The 16628-nt window shown below is 51.1% G+C and carries 16 protein-coding genes and 1 pseudogene; 4 read left to right on the top strand and 13 right to left on the bottom strand.

Annotation, left to right across the window (positions count from 1 at the left end):
- Position 1: 1 nt before the first annotated feature.
- Together FHS90_RS02950 and FHS90_RS02945 are read left to right on the top strand one after the other, a co-directional pair.
- Positions 2-319: a thioredoxin family protein gene (locus tag FHS90_RS02950; protein WP_182511665.1), complete on the top strand. Its 318-nt coding sequence runs from the start codon at positions 2-4 to the stop codon at positions 317-319.
- A 6-nt stretch (positions 320-325) separates the two neighbouring features.
- On the top strand, positions 326-568 hold the full coding sequence (locus tag FHS90_RS02945) for a DUF6952 family protein (RefSeq protein WP_066832843.1): 243 nt from the start codon (positions 326-328) through the stop codon (positions 566-568).
- 245 nt (positions 569-813) lie between these two features.
- On the opposite strand, the gene FHS90_RS02940 is transcribed toward FHS90_RS02945, so the two are convergent.
- From FHS90_RS02940 to FHS90_RS02925, 4 genes are all read right to left on the bottom strand, one after another.
- Entirely contained in the window at positions 814-1422 is a 609-nt protein-coding gene (locus tag FHS90_RS02940) for a TetR/AcrR family transcriptional regulator (RefSeq protein WP_066832840.1), read from the bottom strand.
- Between the two features lie 107 nt (positions 1423-1529).
- Positions 1530-2153 (bottom strand): TetR/AcrR family transcriptional regulator, encoded by a 624-nt coding sequence (locus FHS90_RS02935; protein ID WP_066832836.1) that lies wholly within the window; start codon positions 2151-2153, stop codon positions 1530-1532.
- Positions 2154-2492: 339 nt separating this feature from the next.
- Positions 2493-3980, bottom strand: coding sequence for a 1-hydroxycarotenoid 3,4-desaturase CrtD (gene crtD, locus FHS90_RS02930; protein ID WP_182511664.1), 1488 nt, complete (start codon positions 3978-3980; stop codon positions 2493-2495).
- 301 nt (positions 3981-4281) lie between these two features.
- A complete protein-coding gene (locus FHS90_RS02925) occupies positions 4282-4725 on the bottom strand; it encodes an SRPBCC family protein (RefSeq protein WP_182511662.1) in 444 nt (147 codons plus the stop codon).
- 113 nt (positions 4726-4838) lie between these two features.
- On the opposite strand from FHS90_RS02925, the gene FHS90_RS02920 reads away from it, so the two are divergent.
- A complete protein-coding gene (locus FHS90_RS02920) occupies positions 4839-5525 on the top strand; it encodes a hypothetical protein (RefSeq protein ID WP_182511660.1) in 687 nt (228 codons plus the stop codon).
- A 183-nt stretch (positions 5526-5708) separates the two neighbouring features.
- Complete coding sequence (locus tag FHS90_RS02915; RefSeq protein ID WP_182511658.1) at positions 5709-6368, top strand: hypothetical protein; 660 nt, start codon at positions 5709-5711, stop codon at positions 6366-6368.
- A gap of 122 nt (positions 6369-6490) precedes the next feature.
- Here FHS90_RS02915 and FHS90_RS02910 read toward each other — a convergent pair whose 3' ends face one another.
- From FHS90_RS02910 to FHS90_RS02870, 9 genes and pseudogenes are all read right to left on the bottom strand, one after another.
- A complete protein-coding gene (locus FHS90_RS02910) occupies positions 6491-6745 on the bottom strand; it encodes a PLD nuclease N-terminal domain-containing protein (protein ID WP_182511656.1) in 255 nt (84 codons plus the stop codon).
- A 131-nt stretch (positions 6746-6876) separates the two neighbouring features.
- Positions 6877-7479, bottom strand: a complete 603-nt coding sequence (locus FHS90_RS02905; protein ID WP_182511654.1) for a DUF998 domain-containing protein — start codon at positions 7477-7479, stop codon at positions 6877-6879.
- A 65-nt stretch (positions 7480-7544) separates the two neighbouring features.
- Positions 7545-8120, bottom strand: coding sequence for a Crp/Fnr family transcriptional regulator (locus FHS90_RS02900; RefSeq protein WP_182511652.1), 576 nt, complete (start codon positions 8118-8120; stop codon positions 7545-7547).
- Between the two features lie 74 nt (positions 8121-8194).
- Entirely contained in the window at positions 8195-9448 is a 1254-nt protein-coding gene (locus FHS90_RS02895; protein ID WP_182511650.1) for a TPR end-of-group domain-containing protein, read from the bottom strand.
- A 251-nt stretch (positions 9449-9699) separates the two neighbouring features.
- A pseudogene (locus tag FHS90_RS02890) lies at positions 9700-10083 on the bottom strand (IS200/IS605 family transposase).
- 326 nt (positions 10084-10409) lie between these two features.
- On the bottom strand, positions 10410-13346 hold the full coding sequence (locus tag FHS90_RS02885) for a DEAD/DEAH box helicase (protein WP_182511648.1): 2937 nt from the start codon (positions 13344-13346) through the stop codon (positions 10410-10412).
- Between the two features lie 296 nt (positions 13347-13642).
- Positions 13643-14866 (bottom strand): FtsX-like permease family protein, encoded by a 1224-nt coding sequence (locus tag FHS90_RS02880; protein WP_066832809.1) that lies wholly within the window; start codon positions 14864-14866, stop codon positions 13643-13645.
- Positions 14867-15138: 272 nt separating this feature from the next.
- Positions 15139-15612 (bottom strand): GNAT family N-acetyltransferase, encoded by a 474-nt coding sequence (locus FHS90_RS02875; protein WP_066832806.1) that lies wholly within the window; start codon positions 15610-15612, stop codon positions 15139-15141.
- Positions 15613-15807: 195 nt separating this feature from the next.
- The gene (locus tag FHS90_RS02870; RefSeq protein ID WP_182511646.1) at positions 15808-16617 is read right to left on the bottom strand and encodes a class I SAM-dependent methyltransferase; all 810 of its coding nucleotides are present in this window, start codon (positions 16615-16617) and stop codon (positions 15808-15810) included.
- Positions 16618-16628 lie beyond the last annotated feature (11 nt).

Genomic DNA, 16628 nt, shown 5'->3' with positions numbered 1-16628 from the left:
TATGGCTATTATTCAAGCTACAGATCAGGATTTTCAGAGTGTGTTGCAAAACAACGAGCGCGTGGTAGTGAAGTTTTTTGCTGACTGGTGCGGCAACTGCCGCCTGTTTTCACCAAAGTTCAAGCGCATGGCAGACAATGAGGAGTTTGCCGGCGTGGCGTTTGTAGACGTGAACGCAGAAACCAGCCCAGAGGCGCGCAAGTTAGCCGGTGTGAGCAACCTCCCCTTCTTTGCCGTGTTCAAAAACGGCGAGTTGGTAGAGGGCGCTGCCACCAGCAAAGAGGAGTATGTACAGGAGATGATCAGAAAAACCGTTTAACGTAACATGAAAGTACCAGCAATCAAGAAATTGGTAGAGACGCAGACCATTGAGTCACTCATGGAAGCCGAAGCCCAATTGATCAATGAACAAATGACCGCCTTTGAGATTGAAGGCGCAGATGAAGGGGAAAAACTCACCCACGTGTTTGGCGCCATCTGGATCCTGAACCACATGAACGACCAGGAGACAGATTTTAAAACGGCGCTGAGAGAATTCACGCAGAAAGTAAGAACCTCTATCAGCTAAAACAGGAGAAAGAACATGTTCAGAGTTTGCATGCACTGTCTCTGAAAGCGTTTTATCTGGCGCAAGCCAGGCAGGGCATGTGTTGCGTTTTTAGCCTGTTTTCTTAAAAACAGCCCTGAAACAGAACCCGAGGTACCCATAGAGGCCTTTGGGCCCGCATCCATAGATTCTCTAAACATGCTCTCCTCATAAAAAAGGCTGCCCACGCATGGGGCAGCCTTTTTTATGAGGCAGGCTTAGGCCTGCTATTTCAGAGAGGCAAAAAAGTTGTCTGCGGTTTTCATGCCCGCCTCTGTGCACAACCCCCTGATGTAGTACAGGAAAACACTCCTGAAAACTTCAGCTATGTCAAATTGCTCTGGAGGGAAAAGAACCGGGTTGATCAGCATGCTCAGCTGTTCCATCATGATCTTGGCCACCAGTTGTATGTTGATATCCCGGCGCAGCTCGCCAGCCAGCACCCCCTCATTCAGGAGCTCATGCAGCAGTTGCTTGGTATATTGGTCTGAGTGCTCCCAATACAGTTTCCAGGCATTGGGGTATTTCTCCATGATTTCCTTGAGTACGGTAGGCTGGGTCATTCTAAGGGTTTCCAGGCCTAGCTGCACCACCAGCAGCAGGCGGCGTAAAGGGCTCTGCTCATCCCTGAAAAGCCGTTCATGCTCCTGTTTCCTGTTTTCCAGGTCAAACGTCACCACTTGCGTCACCAGGTCCTCCATGCCTTGAAAGAATTCATTGAAAGTGGCAGAAGAGATGTCAACACGCTCAACCACCTCCTGCTCATTCAGGTGGGAAAGCCCCTCCTGCCTGATAAGCGTCAGTAATTCCTGCAAAATGGTTTGTTTGAATGTCATAGATTTGTATTAGAGTCCTTACCCATAGGCTCCCAACAAAATGGGGTTCTAAAGATACGTTTTTTTGCAAATGAATGATCTGCTTATGGCCCTACAGTGCGGTCATTTTAAGAGAGGGCAAAATCAGAGAAGAAATTTTCCAGCTCCTTGTTGCCTTGCTCTGTAGAGATACCTTTCAGGTAGTAGAGAAAAATGCCCCTGAACACCTCTGCCAGATTAAACCGCTGGGGCGGAAAGAGCGCCCTGTTCAGCAGCACATTGATCTGCTCCAGCAGTACTTTGGTTACCACTTCCAGGTTAAGGTCTTGCCGGAAGAGACGCTGCTGCACCCCTTTGTTCAGGAGCTCATAGAACAGGTGGTAGGTGTGCATCTGGATATGCCGCTGGTAAAGCTGCCAGACCTGCGGGTACAGGTACTCAATCTGAATGAAAAAAGCCGGGGTGATTTTGAGCAGTTCAGCGGCATGGTGCTTGATCACGTTGAGCAGCTCAGAGATGGGGTGGTGTGACTTCGCCAGCAAAGTAAGCTGTACTTTGCGCTGTTCCTCCAGGTAAAGGTTGAGCGCCTGCCTTAGAAAGTCTTCCTTGTTAGAGAACTGCGCCTGGAACTCAGCAGCGGAGAGACCGTACTCCTGCATGATTTTGCGTTGGGAAAGATTTTTCACCCCGTTCAAACTAAACGCCCGCATTGCTTTCCGCAGGAGCTCATCCCGTGCAATTCCCTGTTCCATATCCGTTCAATAGCCGTAAACAAATATAATACTTTTTAGGAATGCAGCAGCAAACAAGGTGGCAAGACAGCAAGAATGGATGGTCATCACAGAAGAGGTGGCGGCAAATTGGCGGCCTGAAAGGCAGATTTCAGGGTGTCTGAGTAAAAAGAGGCCCCTTTCACCCTAACAATGGCAGAAGTTAACATAACCAATTTTGTAACTTTTAATAGAATAGATTAGGCAGGATCCTGAGAAAAGCTTGTGTTCCCCAAGGGAGAGAACCTCCGGTACGCCAATGGCACTGCAGAGAACATGGCACCAAGGGAGGAGGCACTCCGGGAGGGGCTATGGCTTACATCAGGCGGGAACTGTTGTAGAGGGGGCCGGTACCAGCTCCCCTACTATTTTAGCCGAGAGCAGGCACAGCGGTATGCCGCCGCCGGGATGCACGCTACCGCCGGTAAAGTACAGGCCTTTGAGTTTGCCGGTGAAATTGGGGTGCCTGAGAAAAGCCGCCATCCGGTTGTTAGAAGAGCTGCCGTAGAGGGCGCCGCCAAACGAAGACGTGTCTGCCTCAATGCCTTTGGGGTCCCAGACCCGCTCTGCGGTGATAAGCGCCTCTACGTTGGTACCCAGGGCCCGGCTGATCTTCTGCAGGGCATGCTGCCGGGTCTGCTGTATAAGCGTCTCCCAGTCTTGCCCGGTGTTGTGCGGCACGTTCACCATCACAAACCAGTTCTCATGCCCGGCGGGCGCATCTGTTGGCGTGTATTTAGAGGTGATGTTCACATACACGGTGGGGTCTTCTGACACGCTGCCCTGCTGGAAGATATGCTGGAACTCCTGCCGGTAATCCTGGCTGAAAAAGATGTTGTGCAGGTCCAGCTCTGGAAACGTGCGGGAGATGCCCCAGTAGTAAATGAGCGCCGAAGAGCTGCGGGGCTGTTGAAGGGTTTTCTCCGGGGCGGGCTGCTGCGGCAGGAGCCTGCGGTAGGTAGGCACAATGTCCATGTTGCTGACCACCAGCTGCGCAGGGTATTCCCCTTGCTCGGTTTGTACGCCTACCGCTTGCTTGCCTTGCGTGAGAATCTGCTGTACCGGCTCCTGATACCTGAACTCCACCCCCAGCTCCTGGGCCAGCTTCACCAGGCTCTGGGCAATGGCATAAATACCCCCCTCCGGATAAAAAGCACCAATGTTGAACTCCAGATGCGGAATCAGGTTCAGGGTGCCCGGGGCTTGGTACGGGTCTGACCCGTTGTAGGTGGCGTAGCGGTCCAGCAGCTGCACCAGCCGCGGGTCTTTGAAGGCGCGGGCGTTGGCCGCGTGCATGGTGGTGGTCAGCCCCAGCTCTGGCAGAGCGGGCAGGGTTTTCAGCACGTCTTTGCTCAGGTAGGTGTCCAGGCGGTGCAGGGACTTGTGCAGGAATGTGCTTTCAGTGGCGTGGTAGAGGCGGGCAACTTTCTGGAGGTGGCGCTGCAGCTGCTCCTGCGGTACCCCCAGCTTCTGCTCCACTTCATGGGCAAAGGCGTCTGGTTCTGCGTGGGCGGTGAGGCGGGTGCCGTCTGGCCAGAAATATTGCGTTACCACCGGCAGCCGCTGGTAGTTGAAATAGTCCTTGGGGTTTCTGCCGGCCAGCGTGAACAGCTCATCTACCAGATGCGGCAGGGTGAACAGACTGGGCCCGGCGTCAAAGCGGTACCCGCCGGGCAGCGTGAACTGCGTCATTTTTCCGCCATAGCTGGGGTTGGCCTCAAATACGGTGACTTGGAAGCCTTTCACGGCCAGCCGTACCGCCGCCGCTATGCCGCCAATTCCAGAACCAATGACTGCTGCTTTTGCCATGTTGCCAATCTACGCAGAATTGCGCTTTTAGTGAGCATAACTTGCCAGGGCGGTAAAAGGTTTAGCCCGCGGAGGAGCTGGGGAAAACCGCCCGTTTCTGTTTTGGGCCTGTTTTTCTGAAAACAGGCCCAAAACAGAAACGGGAACAGAAACCAGAGCCGCTGGGGAGCGGTAGTTGCACTGCTTCTTTCTCGCTTGTACACGCGGGCTGCTGCCAATTTCAGCCTTGGCTGGGACCGCATATAGTACCAGAATAGTTTTCTGTTTTGGCCCTGTTTTTCTGAAAACAGGGCCAAAACAGCTATTGCACCTTTCCAAAGACTCTCTTATACACCGGTGCCCGCAGGGCAAACTGCGCATACAGGACCGGGTACAGCAGCAGGTCCAGCAGTTTGGAGCCGGTGCGGTACTCAATCTTCTCATGAATGATGCTGTGGGTGCCGTGGTGGGTGACAAGGTGCTGGTGGCGCCAAAACGTGAGCGGGGCGGGTAGCTCCTGCCCTTCGTCTACAAACCAGACCGCGTTTTCACTTTCCTGCCGCTCCGTGATGAGGCTGGTCCAACGGCGGGAAAAAGGTCCGGCTACCAGCGCTACCTCTACCCTGTCGCCGGGGTGGCTGCCGTCAAAGCGTAAAATTTTTAGTTGGGGGAATGGGGGGGAAAGGGCCTTGAACAGGTCTCTGTTGAAAGCCTGCAGAACTGCCTGGTAGTGCTGGGCCACCGGTACCTGTATATGGAGCTTCATGTTGGCCAGATGTGGTTTCTTTTCTTAACCCCCCAACCCAAGGAAAGTTTTGCCAGAGCCTACGCAGGTAGGCCAAAAGAAAGATAAGAACATTGCTTTACATACCCATAGAAATGAAATTAAGAAGTACCTTTTTGCTGGCCTTGGCCACGGTGTTGCTGTCCTTGTCTGGTTGCCATTACGCCTCAAAAAACGTATACACCAGCAAATCCTTTAGAACGGCTGCCAAAAACCACAAGACCATTGCCATCCTTCCGTTTGATGTGCGGGTGGGCCTGCGCCCGAATGAAATGCGGAACCTGACCCCAGAGCGACATTATGATCTGGAGCTGAAACACGGGCGGGCGGTGCAGAGTGCCCTGCAGGTGTACTTCCTGAAGACCGTAAATGCCAAACGGGAAGTGATCTCTGTGCAGGACGTGCGCACCACCAATGCCATTCTGGAGGAAAAAGATATCCAGCCCGAGGAGCTGACCCAATTCATCCCCACTGAACTGGCGCAGCTGCTGGGGGTTGATGCTGTGCTTATGGGCTCCCTTACCACTGAGAAACCCCTTTCTACCGGGGCCGCCCTGGCCATTGCAGCCTACACCTTCTTCTTCACCCCAGACATTACAGACGGTGGCCCCACCAACGCCGGAAACACAACCATGAAGATCTATGACGGGGCCACCGGAGACCTGCTCTGGAGCTATGATAAAATGCTGGCCCGCGGGCTGGGGAGCGACACCCAAACCATTGTGCGTGCCATCACCAGAAAAGCCAGCAAAAAGATTCCTTATGGTAAACTGAAAGCGTAAGCAAGAGCAACTATTTTGGTATGTTTATTCAGGGAAAAGCTCTTTTTCTGCTATTTTTGATCAGGAAACCCTCAAAAATAGTGGCAGGCGGTACCAGTTCCCTACCTACACACCCAATTGAATGACGCTATCTAAGAATTAACCAAACTTTAATACTTAAATCAACCTACACAAACCTTTCTAATGAGACGTACCCTTTTTGTTTTAGTGCTGCTGGCGCTGTTGACCAGCTTGGGGAGCTATGCCCAAACAAAAGAAATTTACACAAACCCTGCCTTTGCTACCATTGCCAAAGAGCATAAAAAGCTGGCTATTCTTCCGTTTGAGGCCTCTATTGGTATGCGGCCTAACCAGATGAAGACCATGACCCCAGAGCGGATCAAAGAAATAGAGAAAAATGAGGGTCTGGCGGTACAAAGTGCATTGCAGACGTATTTCCTGAAAGAAAGTGGCAAAGATGACTATACTGTTTCCTTTCAGGATGCCAACACCACCAATGCCCTTCTGCTGAAGAACAACATCACTGCTGAAAACATCAAATCTTTCACTCCCGGCGAACTTGCCAAAGTGTTAGGGGTAGACGGTCTGATCATGGGTACCTTTAAAACTGATAAGCCTATGTCTGACGGAGCTTCTCTGGCTTTAGGCCTGGCTGTGGGCTTTTACGGGGCTACCAACTCTGGCAAAACAGCTATTAATATCTATGATGGTGGGTCAGGTGAACTGCTCTGGAAATATGAGAAAACCCTCTCCAGAGGCTTGGGCAGCGATACCAGCACAATCATCAACACCATCATGCGCAAAGCTTCTAAAAGATTTCCTTACTCTAAGCTGAAGGCATAAGCCAAGAGTACCATAAACAGAAAGGCATCTGTTCTATTTGGAGCAGGTGTCTTTCTGTTTATGGCCTGTTTTTGAGAAAATAGTCCCAAAACAGCTACATCTCTTTCAAGTATCCTAATGAGTTAAAGCTGATCCCAATTATTAGAAGTCTTGATCTTCTGCGGTCTGCCAATGATCAGATACAGGATGGCGCCTATGAATGGTAGAAACGCAATTACAATCAGCCAGATAAGTTTTTCAGTGCTGTTCGCGAACTTGCTGGAAAGCAGATCAACCACCGCCCAGATCCAGAGAATACCCGGTATGCCTAGAATGAGCAGGAGAAGAAACAGCTCTCCCATTCCAATGTTGCCAATAAACAAAAGGGTGCTTTCCATATGCTTACAGATTTGATTTCAATATACATTTTCTAGATAAAATATTGAATGAAAGGAGATAAGATTTTCAGTTTGGGAAGCAGCAGTAATGTCTAAGGAAGTTCAGTTTGTGCTGGGAGAAAGAGCTGTAGTTACTTCTGGGGCTGTTTATAAAACTTTAACGCCACGTAGTAAACCCAGGCAAAATAGAAGAAGAACACCAGCCGCTGACCTACCGCTGGGAAATCTTGAAAAACAAAAGGCCATGCTCCAAACAAGATGGTGAGCCACGTAAAAAGAAGGGTGGGTTTGATGGCATCTTTCCAATAAATAGAGGTTCTCATTACCGCCGGAAAAGAAAAGGCTGCCATCAGAAAGAATATATAGCTCCCAAAACTCCCAATTGTGTGCAGCAGCATAGTCAGCGTTTGCCTGTTCTCAAAATCTCCCGGAAAAATGCCAGCCAGGGCCATGAAGAGCCCGCTGAGGAGAAGACTGTAGGCGGGTAATTTACTTTTTTTTGCGGTAGCCATATGGCGGGAAAGCCCCCAAGAGAAAAGGACGATCAGCAGCCCAGGCAGCACATAGCCTAACACGTTCCAAAGGACTTTTCGCGGGGCGTCAACAGAACCCAGTTCGCTCACCGCTTTGGTCAATAGACTGTATTCAGGCCGTAAGGCTGCTAAGGCCAGATACGTAACCCAGAACAGAATAGGAGCCACTAAGCCTGGTAGGGCAGCTTGTCTTTGAGTCATGATGATTTGGTTTCAAAAGATGCTCCAAAGCTAGCGGTCTCTCCTATTTCAGAATTTGATCTACATCAAAAAGCATCCTTCTCTGCCCTGATTCTGCTTAAAGTTTCTTGGGTCATGCCCAAGTGCGAGGCCAACATACCCAGCGGAACGCGGGTAGCCTTGTGTTTGGCTGTTTTCAGGAAAAACTCATACCGTTCCTTCGCGGTGTGGAACTGTAGGGAAATAATGCGCTCAGACTGCTCCAGAAAATAGGTTGACATAAGCATGCGGCCAAAGCGCTCCATCTCCGGAAAATCCAGGAAACACTGCTCCAGTTGCTGTAGATCAATACCCATAAGGGCAGACGGCTCCAACGTCTGTATATAACAAGCGTCCGGCACGTTCTTCAAAAAACTGTGAATAGAGGTGATCCACTCGCCTTCGGCGGAAAACTGATCAGTGATTTCCTTCTCTCCCTTCCGGTAGAAAACCCGCACCAGCCCCTTTTCAATGAAATAGGTAGTGGTGCAGACTCTATTGGGTTTGTGCAAGTAGGCACCTTTCTCCAGTGTGTGCTCTTTGCCTATCTGTTGCAGACGTGCCGCTAACTGCTCTGAGACGGGGATAAACCGCTCAATGTGTCTGATCAGGTGGTGGGACATGGCGGTCACTGTAAAAACAAGAGCAGGCGGAGTGCTTAACCTTCTCTGTCTGCTCTTGTAAAAACGAATAAGGCCTAGTTGATATACTTCGTTCTCATGAACTCGTCTACTTTGCTCTGCACAAAGAAATTCATATAATCTTTGATGTTGAGCATATCAGCTACGGCCTGTTTTTTGTCTTTGGCTTGGGTATAGTAGGCCTTGCAGATCTGATACCCGGCCCAGTACATGCCATTGCGGGGGCGTTTTGGTTCTTTGGCATTCAGCCACTCATCATACTTATCCAGGTACATGTCTTTTTTGAAATCATCCCAGATCAACAGTTCGCGGTCATGGAAGGAAGAGTAATCGCCGTCAGTCTTGCCGGTGACCAGTTCGGCCAGGAATTCGGCGGAGCCTTCTACCAGTGCGTATTTGAGCAGCGTGTTCTCTTTTTTCATGCCCTGCTGGTTGAAATGAATCAGCTCATGTGCCACTGTGACCGGAATGTGCTCAAAGTCCATAACCGTTTTCTTCTGCCGGTCACTCCAGTTTTTTAGAGAGGTAGAGGGTGTTTTGCTCATGAGTTCGGTGCCAATGAGCAGGCCGTTGTCTGAGGCGGTGCCGTTAGAGGTAAAACTTCCTATTACAAAATACACATCCGGGAAAACGGCTTTGGGGTACAGGTCTTTGAACTGGGTAAAAGAGGTGTAGATGTGCTTTTTAAAGTCACCCGCTTTAGTGACAGTGGGCTGAATGGAACTGTAGAAACGGTGATTTTGAAGCACAGCCTTAGAAAACGCCTGCTCATTTTTGATCTTACTGGCGAAGAAATCCTCTAACCCGGCGGTGCCTTTTTCAAAGTAGTGCTTCTGGAAAACCTCCGGCGCCTTGGCGGTATCCTTTTTGGCCAATTCAAACGCTTTAAAGAAATTCTCCAGGTCTGCCGTGATGATCTTACTGGAGGTAGCATTCTCACTGTACGCTGGCTTCACAGCGTTGACGAGGCTCTTCCACCGTTTGTCTGCATGCAGCGCCTTTAAATCTGCATCTGTGCTCAGGTGGTCTTTGTCCCGCCAGCCGTTTTTGACCGCCAGGTTCAGGTACGTAAACGCACTCTCTATGTCCTGGGCCATGGCATAACAGCAGGCAGCGTTGTAGTAACTGGATTTCTTCTGGCTCTTGTTCGTAGTAGCCTCAGCAGCCTGCACGTACAGCGGTCCCGCCTGGGCATAGGCTTTCTGGCTGTACAGCTTGGCTGCCTGGGCCGCCGTTTCTGAGCTGGTTTGCCCAAAGGCGGTGATGGCGCAAACCAGAGCAAGTAGAAGGAAGGGTAAGCGTAAGGTCATTGGGTGGGTTTAGGTAGTGGACTGGAGGATGAGGATAATCTGTTTGAATTTTGAAGATAACGGTATTATTTCAAGAAAGCCAAACTGACAGAAGTATTTTAGAGATGATTAAATTGGGGCCTTGAGTTATGCCTGTGAACGTGCAAAGACGTTTATTCCCTCAATAAATTATGTCTAGATAAGCTTTGGTGCAAGCGTTCGTTTGTGTTAATACCTCTCCTGATCAACAAGCTTTCAGCTTTTCTCTCAGTTTAACCGTCGCTCATTTGCTCAAATCCGTGTCTCAGAATAAGCTCGTCGCACTCCTCCTGAAATGTTTTTTTGCTGTGGTGCTCCTCTTGTCTCTTAATGTACTACCTCACTTTGTCTAACATTGATGCTGAGACAGAAACTGCAAAATATTCATCTTGCCACTTAAATTCTGAGGCAGTTAAGCGGTGTTTGTTGATCCAGTAAGAAGATTCGCCTTTGATCAGTTGCGCCACTTTCTGAATAGTCTGGTCTGTTCCCAGCGAAACCAAGCAGTGGCAGTGATCAGCATCCCCGCTGATGAAGTCCAGAAAAATCCCCTTTTCTCTGGCATTCTCTCTGATATGGTTCCAGACCTGTAACCGTAATACTTTGTTGTCAAGCAGAGGCTCTCAGTTTTTGGTAGCCCACACAAAATGAATATATACCTTGATGAACGGCACCTCTGGAAATGTTAATTGATAGATTCGGCTAAAGCCAAGATTTAAATCTATGTTGAATGGGTTAAAACCCATTTCTATTCAAGCCTGCACGTGATATTGGAGTCAATATTTTCTGTTAGCAGGAAGGTATAGTGCACATTAGCGTCTAACTATATATCCCTTATCAATTGGAATGGGTTTTAACCCATTCAACAATTATTCTCCAAACTTTAGCCGAATGCATTTTTCCCGTTTTTGGCCTCTTTTCCCAAAAACAAGCCAAAAACAAATTAACTCAGCAAACTCTCAATATCCTCTTTTGTCAGACGCTTGATCACGGCCTCATCGGTAGAAATCAGATCAGAGACTAATTGGATTTTCTTGTCCTGCAGGGCCAGTATCTTCTCTTCTACGCTGTTCTTGGTGATGAACTTGTAGGTGAAGACGGTGTTCTGCTGGCCTATGCGGTGAGCACGGTCAACGGCTTGGGCCTCTACGGCGGGGTTCCACCAGGGGTCTAAGATGAACACGTAGTCGGCGGCGGTGAGGTTGAGGCCAACGCCCCCGGCCTTGAGCGAAATCAAGAACACGGGCAGGTTGGGGTCATTCTGGAAGCTATTCACCTGCGCCTGCCGGTCTTTGGTGGAACCGTCCAGATAGGCGTACTTGATCTTGCGCTCGTCCAGCGCCGCCCTCACCAAATCCAAGTGCTTCACAAATTGACTGAAGATAAGCACTTTGTGTCCTTCGCTTACCACGTTCTTGGTCAGGCGCAGTACCTCGCCCAGTTTCCCGGATTCGGCTTCATACGTAGGATCTGCCATGAGCGGATGGTTGGCGATCTGGCGCAGCTTCATGAGGCCCTGCAGAAGCATGAACTGAGATTTGCCCGTGCCCTGCTCCTCAATGGTTTTCAGGATTTTGTTGCGGTAGTAAGATTTGGTTTCCTCGTAGGCATGCTCCTGCTCCTCGGTCATCTTGCAGTAGGTGACGTGCTCAATCTTTTCGGGCAGCTCAGTGGCTACCTGGCTCTTGTGGCGGCGCAAGATGAAGGGTTTGATGAGCGCATGCAGGCGGCGGGTCTTGTGCTCGTCTTTCAGCTTCTCAATGGGGCGCAGAAACTCCTTCTTGAAGAAATTCTGCGTACCCAGCAGCCCCGGGTTGATAAACGACATCTGGCTCCATAGATCCAGCGTACTGTTCTCCACGGGCGTACCGGTGAGGATTAAACGGTGCTTTGACTTCAGCTCCCTGATAGATACTGAGGTGTTGGAATTTGGGTTTTTGATGGCCTGTGACTCGTCTAAGATCACATAGTCAAAGACGTACTTCTGCAGGATCTCGTGGTCCAGCCGCACAATGCCGTAAGACGTCAGGATCAGGTCATAATGCTTGAACTGAGAGACGTTCTTATTGCGGTACGTGCCGGTGTAGGTGAGAATACGTAGCTGCGGCGTGAACTTTTGAGCCTCAGCTAACCAGTTATAAATCAAAGAGGTGGGCATGACCAGCAGCGAGGCGCTCTGCGCACCGTGCTCCTTGCGGTGCTGCAGCATGGCCAGCGTCTGCACGGTTTTCCCAAGACCCATGTCATCAGCTAAACAGCCGCCAAAATGGAACTCCTGTACAAAGTGCAGCCAATTGTAGCCCGCCTTCTGGTACGGGCGCAGTTCGCCTTTGAAACCGCTGGGCAACGGCTTGTCTTCTACGGCCTCAAACTCGCGCAGCTTCTCCAGTTTACGGCTCATGGTGACGGTGGCCAGGTTGCCGTTCTGCAGGTCACTGACCAGAGAAAGGTGGTGCTTGTGCAGTTTGAGCTCGTCATCGCCTTCAGAGAAGGCAAACAGCTCCAGGTACTGCGTAAACCATTCCTCCGGAATGATAGCGATCTGGCCGTTAGGCAGCTTGTATTCGCGGCGCTTGGTGAGAATGTGGTTGCGCAGTTTGATAAACGGTATCTCGTACGGCCCAAACCGCACCGTCCCGTAAATATCAAACCAGTCATTGGTCTCGTTGATGCCCACGCTCACGCTGGTCTCGCCAATGAAATAATTCTTGTCAGACTGGCTTTGCTTGACTGTGAGGCCCAGTTCTTCCAGCGCTGATGCATGCGCATTGAGCCAGCTAAAGGCTTTTGACTTGTCCAGCACGGCTTTGCCGTTCCTGATCTCCAGGCCGCGGCTGGCCAGTTCGCGCATCACCGTCTTCTCCTGCTCCAGATCCCGGTGCACGCGGTGGAAGATGTACGAATCTGGCGTTTTCTCCACGTTCACACTGATCTGGCGCGTCTCCTGCGTGCCCACAGTGTAGTCACCGTACTGGAAGTGCAGCTGAAACACAATCTTATCAGCGTCTGATGGTTGAGGGTACTCCTCCTCTTCTTCTTCGCCGTGGGCGGAAAATAAAACGGGGGCGGGTTCTGCCACGGCCAGTTCAGAGATCTGGAGCTGCGGCTGCGGCACGTACCGCTCAGACTGTATCTCAAAACCCTTGGCGTAGACATCAAACTGCTCTACCAGCGGGGCCACAAACTTGCGGTAGTAGCTTTCCTCCACGTTGCGGGGCACCACAATAAACTTCTTATTCAGGAACGGCTGCAGCTTTTTGCCGTCTACCTGCTTCTCAAAGCTGTAGAACACGTCATTGAGCAGCAGCCACGCCGGCTCCTTGCACACCAGCACGGCGTTCTGGTACTGGAACTCCAGCTTTTCGCCTTTGTACTTGATGGTGGGGAAATAGTGGGTATTGTCGTCATTCCGCCGGAAGTGGAACAGCACGGTGGCTTTCTCAGTGGCCATCTGCACCTGCTTCCAGGTGGGTTCACCGTCTTTGCCCATGATAAAGACCATCTTGTGCTGCAGCAGGTCCAGAATCTTAGACATTCTAGCCTGTACGTAGTGGTCAATGGTCTCCTGCAGCAGCTTATCGCCTTTGGCGGGGTCATAGGTCTTGAAGAAGAAGTCGGCCAGGGTGGTTTTCTTTACGGCAAATTTCTTGAACACCGCGTCCTGCTGGATCTGGTCCATGAGCTCAATGAGCTTGAAGTCCACCTCGTCCAGGCGGGCGGCAAATTCCTCGGCATTCTTGCTGGAGATGTTCTGGTGCTGGAGCGTGAGCTGCTTTTTAGAGTTGACCTGCACCACAAAAGACTCAAAGAGATAGCCCAGGTATTCGTGCTCAAAGAGCGAATAAATAACTTGAAAAGGCTGTGTGGTGAATACTTTCATGGCAGAGGCTCGCTATCCCAATCTTGAAATTACTATAAATTCCAATTCGCTGTACAGGGAATGGTAAAATTTTTAGCAAATCAACCTCCGGCAGGCCGTAATGTTTTGAACCGGCAAGAAAAGTAGACGCTTTTTCTGTTTTCGGCGTGTTTTCTGAAAATCAGGCCGAAAACAGAATTCGTTAAAAAGAGAGCTCTCTTCTGCGAGGGGTACCGTTCTTTCTTTCCCCTAATTGGGCGCTAGGGTTGCTGTGTTTGAAAGGAAACAAGGACCGCTCCTGCTGGCGGGGATTGGGCTTACAAGTGGTCTCTGACGGAGATGGCTGCGGCTTTACGGGCCGGTCTGATGGAAACCAGCAGGGTAATGAGAATAATGGCGGCCGCGGTAAGCAGGAAGTCCATGGGCCGCATGAGCACAGGATACGCCTCTACCACTGAGGTGGTCATGCCCATGGAAACAAGGCCGTACGTTTGCTGAATCCAGCAGATGGCCCCGCCTACGGCCAACCCTACAAACGCACCGGTAAAGGCCACAATGGCCCCCTCGGTGAGGAAGATACGCCTGATGGTACCCGGGTCTGCGCCCATAGAGGCCAGAATGGCAATGTCTTTCTGCTTGTCCAGCACCAGCATGGAGAGTGAGAAGAAGATGTTGATAGAAGCTATGAGCAGCACAAAGGTGAACGTGACAAACACAAACAGCTTTTCTACCTTCACAGCCCTGAGCAGGCTCACGTGTTGCTGTTCACTGTTCAGGACCTGAAAGCCGGCTCCTAGGGTGCGCTGCAGGGCGGCCTGTACCTTGTCAATGTTGGCAGGGTTGTGGGTTTTAACCTCAATAGAAGTGCGCTTGTTCTCATAGCCCAGCAGTTCCTGCGCAAAAGCGAGCGGCACAAACACGTACTGGTCATCATACTGCCGCTCAATGGCAAACACCCCGCCTGCCTGAATCCCAATCTGCCTGAACGCGTTCTCTGGGTTGATAATGGTCTTCTTGCCTGCCTTGGGGTACAGGAACTGGAGGGGCGAGAACGGGTTCTCTGGTCTGATAGAGAGCTGGTACTGCACACCGCGGCCAATGAGGGCATATTGCTTGCCGTCGCGTTTGAGGCGGTGGTCGCCGTCTACAATGACAGAGTCAATCTGGTTCTGCTGAAAGAAGTTGTCACTTACGCCTTTGATCTTCACCACCATCTGGCGGTCATTGTAGCGCAGCAGGGCGTTGTCTTCAATGACCTCTGTGATAAGGGCGACCCCGGGTGTTTGCCTGATTCTGTTGAGAAGATCAGCATTGGCCTCAAATGACTTGCCCTGCAGGGCCGTGATTTTGATCTCCGGGTCAAACTTGCCATACAGGGACTTGATCAGGTCCTCTAATCCGTTGAATACAGACAGCACCACAATCAGGGCCATGGTTCCCACGCCCACGCCAATCATGGCAATAATGGAGATGATATTGATGATGTTGCGCTTCTTCTTAGAGAAGAAGTAACGGCGGGCTACTAAAAGGGCAACGTTCATCTTTAAGGTATGCGTGTAAAGTAAGGGCAGGGTGGCGTCCAGCCACCCTTAAGTTCGGTTTACTGTTCTCAGGCCAAAGGGTTTTCTTTTCTGTTGGCCGTAAGCGCCTGTTTATATTTGTCTCTTACGCTGCATAACGCCATAAAAGAACCGGCGTGCACACTTTTCCCGTTCTGTAGCGCTGCTGCTGAAGAACTTTTCCCCGGCTCTTTTCGCCAGTAAAATCAAAATTTAAACATGGGCTAAGGACAGGGGGCAGCACCGGCAAAAAGTTACAGGTGTTCTACTTTCTCCTCTTGCAGCGGCTTGTGCATACACACGCTGCTCTCAATGTTCTTGTACTGGCCGTAGTTAGGGATAGGTGTGTAGCCGTTTTTGCTGTAGAGCCTGATGGCTTCTGGCATGGCCTTCCCGGTCTCTAAGATGAGCTTCTCAAAGCCCAGTTCAACAGCCCAGCGCTCCAGTTCCCGCAGCACCCGGCCTGCAATGCCCTGGCCCCTGAACTCAGGCAGCACAAACATCCTTTTTACTTCGGCGGTAGTGTCTGCATACGGTTTGATGGCGCCGCAGCCTGCTGGCACCATGCCCTGGTACGCCACCACCACGTGCCGGATCATGTCTATTTTGTTAAACTGGGCAAAGAAGGAGTGGTCGTCTCCGTCTCTTACGTGCAGGTCAGCGTCTAGAAGGGCCACCAGCTCTGCAAAGTCTTGGCTGCCGGAATCAGTTCTGAGGAGCTCTGTCATAGGGGGTTGGTTTCAATAGAGCAAGGTACGCAGCAAAACGCAAAAAACTTACCGGGTCAATACGTGCGTTTTTGGCCTGTTTTCTGAAAAACAGGCCAAAAACAGAAAGACAGTCTCTGCTTTTACGGGTTCTGGCTTGGCTGCTGCGTTTCTCCCGGGTAACCTGTTCCTGCTTTGGTCACCGGTAAAGAGGGCTTATTTCCAGGCTTTCACAATAAGACCTGTCCCGGTGGGGTGCTTGCTGTGGGTGTCAAGCCAGTTGAGCAGCAGGCAGAACGGGAAGGTCACCAGGTAATAGAACGGCAACAGCACAAAGAACGCTTTTGACGCACCCAGCATCAGGATTGGGTACTTCATGCTCAGGCGCCACGAGATCTTGCCGGGGGTGCCGTATGAATAGTTGGCCTCCATGCGGGTAAAGCCGGCCGTGCGCAGCTTCTCCTGGATCTCCTGAATGTTGTAACCGTCCCGCACGTGCTCCTCAATAAACGAGCTTTCCTCATCGCCGTGCACGTCTGAGCCGCCCTGGTCAGACGGGGTGGAGATCAGCAGCATTCCGCCGGGGCGAAGCGAGGCGTGAAAATTTTTGAACACGTCCACGTCTTCTAAGATATGCTCCATCACGTCTACAGACAGCACCAGGTCAAACGCCTGCGGGTCCTGGAACGTCACCAGGTCTTCTACCCTGAACAGCACATTGCGGCGGTTGATCTGCCGGAAGAAGTTGTTACAGTCTGCCACCTGCTCGTCTTTCACGTCAACGGCCAGGGTGCGCCACTTGTCACTCATGCCAGACAGATAATAGGTGTACTGGCCAAAGCCCGAGCCGGCATCCAGTATCTGGATGGGCTGCTGCCTTTTGCCTTTGGCCCAGGCCTTCAGCTCCTTGTGAATGTGCCACGAGCGGAGCAGCAGCAGGTCTAGCAGGTTGTAGAAAAGCTTGCGCAGGAAAGGCGTTTTGTTGAACGCTTCGCCCAGGACGCGTTTAATAGGATCGTACTGCATGGGTGGGTTTA

Source organism: Rufibacter ruber (genome assembly GCF_014138425.1).
Lineage (GTDB): Bacteria > Bacteroidota > Bacteroidia > Cytophagales > Hymenobacteraceae > Nibribacter > Nibribacter ruber_C.
Note: the sequence above shows the minus strand (reverse complement) of the source record. Positions and strands in the feature narration are given on the sequence as shown.